The organism is Pseudoalteromonas sp. SG43-7, assembly GCF_014164295.1.
GTDB classification, from domain to species: domain Bacteria; phylum Pseudomonadota; class Gammaproteobacteria; order Enterobacterales; family Alteromonadaceae; genus Pseudoalteromonas; species Pseudoalteromonas rhizosphaerae.
On record NZ_JACJEY010000165.1, the window covers coordinates 1 to 689 of the forward strand.

The window sequence follows — 689 nt, forward strand, 5'->3', positions numbered from 1 at the left end:
GCAAAACCTATGGCACCCAAGGTAATAAAATTGGCAATGCACATCTAAAATGGGCGTTCTCGGAAGCTGCCGTATTACTGCTGCGTCACAATCACAACGCCAACAAATACCTTGAAAAACTACAAAAGCGAATGAGCAAAGCCAAAGCACTGTCAGCGCTTGCGCATAAGCTTGGTCGCTGTGTTTATTTTATGCTTAAAAAAGAGACGGTATTCGATGAAGCAAAATTCTTAAAGAGTTAGTCACGGTACTGAGTGAGCTGAACATCTAACTGGATATAAGGCTGAGCATCAATCAATTGGGTGAGTTAATGACCAGTAAGGTTTAACCTGATTATATGCCTACAGACCTAAGCCACTTGCCTTGATTAGATGCTCAGTACGCGTGCATTAATACAATAAACAAAGTCGCTTACACCTGACTTGAGCCTGAAACTAACTGGATCACCATGATGAAACCAGCCGCCTTGAATAGTGCCATGATTAGGTTAACCGATGAATGTCTAGTGCCCCTACAAATCCATAAGGATATGGAAAAAAGTAGGCTGCGATGAGATCGCAATAAGAGAGCCTCTATATGTGTTTGCCGTAAGCAACTTGCTTAACAGCCGCATCGACAGACGAAGTAAACGAATTTGTTTATTGATTTAGAATTGACCGTCCATTTATAAAAACGGTCAAAAAGAATAC

The 689-nt window shown here is 41.2% G+C and carries 1 pseudogene; it reads left to right on the forward strand.

The features are described from left to right. Positions 1–242, forward strand: a pseudogene (locus H5200_RS23310) (IS110 family transposase); the annotation flags it as partial. Positions 243–689: the final 447 nt, after the last annotated feature.